Origin of the sequence: Streptomyces sp. SID3212 (genome assembly GCF_009865405.1) — a bacterium.
GTDB lineage: Bacteria > Actinomycetota > Actinomycetes > Streptomycetales > Streptomycetaceae > Streptomyces.
The window spans coordinates 1-3,240 of the sequence record NZ_WWJY01000912.1; the positions used below are offsets into that span (position 1 = coordinate 1).

Below are 3,240 nucleotides of genomic sequence, written 5' to 3' on the forward strand. Positions count from 1 at the left end.
CGCCCCTGCTGCCCGCGCTGATCTTCCTGATCGCGGTCACCCAACTGCCCTTCGTGGCGACGCTGTTCATCTCGCTCTTCGACTGGAACTCCCTCGCCCCCGACGAGCGCGCGTTCTCCGGGCTGTCCAACTACAGGACGGTCGTCACGGACGAGTCCCTGCGCGAGTCGATCCTCACCACCATCCTGCTCACGGCGACCGTCGTGATCGTCAGCGTGGTGCTCGGGCTGCTGCTGGCGCTCCTGATCAACCGGAAGTTCCTGGGGCGCGGATTCGTCCGCACGCTCCTGATCACCCCGTTCCTGCTGGTGCCCGTCTCGGCGGCGCTGATGTGGAAACACCTGCTCTACAACCCCGAGTACGGTCTCCTCAACGGGGGCTGGGCCTGGTTCACCGGGCTGTTCGGCGACTCCACGCCCGCCCAGCCCGACTGGATCACCGACATGCCCCTGCTGGCCGTCGAGGCGTCCCTCGTCTGGCAGTGGACGCCGTTCATGATGCTCATCCTGCTCGCCGGACTCCAGAGCCAGCCGCTGGACATGATGGAGGCCGCGCGCCTCGACGGCGCGGGCACCTGGCAGATGTTCCGCTTCCTGACGGTGCCCCACCTGCGCCGCTACCTGGAACTGGGCACCCTGCTCGGCGCCATCTACGTCGTGCAGAACTTCGACGCGGTGTTCACCATCACCGCGGGCGGACTGGGCACCGCGAACCTGCCGTACACCATCTACCAGACCTTCTACCAGGCTCACGAGTACGGACTGGCCTCCGCGGCCGGAGTGGTCGTCGTGATCGGCACCATCGTGATCGCGACCTTCGCCCTCCGCGTGGTCTCGTCCCTCTTCAGTGAGGAGGCGAGCCGCGCATGACCACCACCACCGCCCCCGTGAAGGCGGCCCCGGCCACGACGGCCTACGCGCCCGCCACCCGCAGGGCCAGGCGGCGCTCCGCCGGCCTCGGCCTGCTCGCCTGGGTCGTGGGGCTCGGCTTCTGCCTGCCGGCGCTCTGGATGCTGCTCACGTCCTTCCACTCGGAGACGGACGCGGCGACCAACCCGCCCTCGTTCACGGCCCCCCTCACCCTCGACAGCTACAAGGTGTTCTTCGGCTCCGACGGCGGCGCGAGCCCCTGGCCGCCGCTGATCAACTCCCTGACCGCCTCGCTGTTCTCGACCCTGTTCGTGCTGCTGCTGGCCCTGCCGGCGGCGTACGCGCTGTCCATCAAGCCCGTCCGCAAGTGGACGGACGTGATGTTCTTCTTCCTGTCCACCAAGATGCTGCCGGTGGTCGCCGGGCTGCTGCCGATCTACCTCTTCGCGAAGAACGTCGGGATGCTGGACAACATCTGGCTGCTCGTCATCCTCTACACGTCGATGAATCTGCCGATCGCGGTATGGATGATGCAGTCCTTCCTCGCGGACGTCCCGGTCTCCATCATCGAGGCCGCGCAGATGGACGGCGCCAGGCTGCCGACCGTCCTCGCCCGGGTGGTGGCCCCCGTCGCCGCGCCCGGTATCGCCGCCACCGCGCTGATCTGCTTCATCTTCAGCTGGAACGAGCTCCTGTTCGCCCGGGTGCTCACCGGTGTCACCGCGCAGACGGCGCCCGTCTTCCTGACGGGCTTCGTCACCAGCCAGGGCCTCTTCCTGGCCCAGCTGTGCGCCGCCGCCGTCGTCGTGTCCCTGCCGGTGCTCGCCGCCGGTTTCGCCGCCCAGGACAAACTGGTCCAGGGCCTCTCTCTTGGAGCAGTCAAATGAGGGCCGCGATCATCGAAGCCCCCGGCAAGGTCTCCGTCACGACGGTGCCCGACCCCACCCCCGGCCCCCGGGACGTGGTCGTCGCCGTCGCGTCCTGCGGGCTCTGCGGCACCGATCTGCACATCCTCCAGGGCGAGTTCGCGCCCACCCTGCCGATCGTCCCCGGCCACGAGTTCGCCGGCGAGATCGTGGAGATCGGCTCCGACGTCACCGAACTCGCCGTGGGCGACAAGGTCGCCGTCGACCCCTCGCTCTACTGCCACGAGTGCCACTACTGCCGGATCGGGCGGGGCAACCTGTGCGAGCGGTGGAACGCGATCGGCGTCAGCAAGCCCGGCGGCGCCGCCCAGTTCGCCGTCGCGCCCGTCGCCAACTGCGTCCGGCTGCCCGACCACATCGACGTGAAGGACGCGGCGCTCATCGAGCCGCTGTCCTGCGCGGTACGCGGCTACGACGTCCTGCGCTCCACGCTCGGCGCCGAGGTCCTGATCTACGGCTCCGGAACGATGGGCCTGATGATGCTGGAGCTCGCCAAGCGCACCGGCGCCGCCTCCGTCGACATCCTGGACATCAACCCGGAACGGCTCGCGACCGCCTCCACCCTCGGCGTCTCGCGCTCCGCCGCCTCCGCGGAGGAGCTGGACACCCCGCGCGGCTGGGACGTCGTCATCGACGCCACCGGCAACGCCGGCGCCATCCAGGACGGCCTCGGACGGGTCGCCAAGGGGGGTACGTTCCTCCAGTTCGGGGTCGCCGACTACGCGACGACCGCGGTCATCGAGCCGTACCGCATCTACAACCAGGAGATCACGATCACCGGCTCGATGGCGGTGCTGCACAGCTACGAGCGGGCCGCCGCGCTCTTCGCCGGCGGCGTGCTCGACCCGGCGGTGTTCATCAGCGACCGGATGCCGCTGGAGTCGTACCCCGAGGCGCTCGACCGGTTCAAGGCGGGCCAGGGACGCAAGATCGTGGTCGAGCCGTGACCGGTGGGCCCGGCGCCGTGCTGGTGATGGGGGAGGCGCTGATCGACCTCGTACCGTCCCCGGACGACCGGCTGACCCAGCACGCCCAGCCCGGCGGCGCGCCCGCGAATGTCGCCGCCGGACTGGCCGCGCTCTCCACGCCCAGCTGGTTCGCCGGCACACTCGGCGGCGACGGCTTCGCCCGGGCGATCGAGGAGCGGCTGGTCTCGGCCGGCACCGAACTCGGCCTGTGCGGGCGGTCGGAGCTGCCCACCGCCCTCGCGGTCGCCGACCCGGGACCCGACGGCACGGGCTACCACTTCCACCTCCAGGACACCGCGACCTTCCGCATCGCCGAACGCGCCTCGGAGGCGGGGGAGTTCGGCGCGGTGTACGTGGGCGGGCTCGCCGCGGTCGTCTCCCCGGCGGCCGAGGCGGTGGCGGCGACCGCCCGCGCGGCGGCGGAGCGCTCGGTGCTGGTGGTCGACCCCAACGTACGCGAGGACCGCACGCTGGACG

Annotated in this window: 4 protein-coding genes; all 4 read left to right on the plus strand. The window is 70.5% G+C overall.

The window, feature by feature from the left end; translation table 11 throughout:
• The coding region (locus tag GT042_RS27380; protein ID WP_161311401.1) for a sugar ABC transporter permease at positions 1-869 on the plus strand (869 nt) is incomplete at its 5' end.
• Positions 866-1,756: a carbohydrate ABC transporter permease gene (locus GT042_RS27385; protein ID WP_161311402.1), complete on the plus strand. Its 891-nt coding sequence runs from the start codon at positions 866-868 to the stop codon at positions 1,754-1,756. The genes GT042_RS27380 and GT042_RS27385, both read left to right, overlap by 4 nt.
• Positions 1,753-2,742: a zinc-dependent alcohol dehydrogenase family protein gene (locus GT042_RS27390; protein ID WP_161311403.1), complete on the plus strand. Its 990-nt coding sequence runs from the start codon at positions 1,753-1,755 to the stop codon at positions 2,740-2,742. The genes GT042_RS27385 and GT042_RS27390 overlap by 4 nt, the downstream gene beginning before the upstream one ends.
• Positions 2,739-3,240, plus strand: a 502-nt coding sequence (locus GT042_RS27395; protein WP_345943942.1) for a PfkB family carbohydrate kinase, incomplete at its 3' end; no start/stop codon positions are given. The genes GT042_RS27390 and GT042_RS27395, both read left to right, overlap by 4 nt.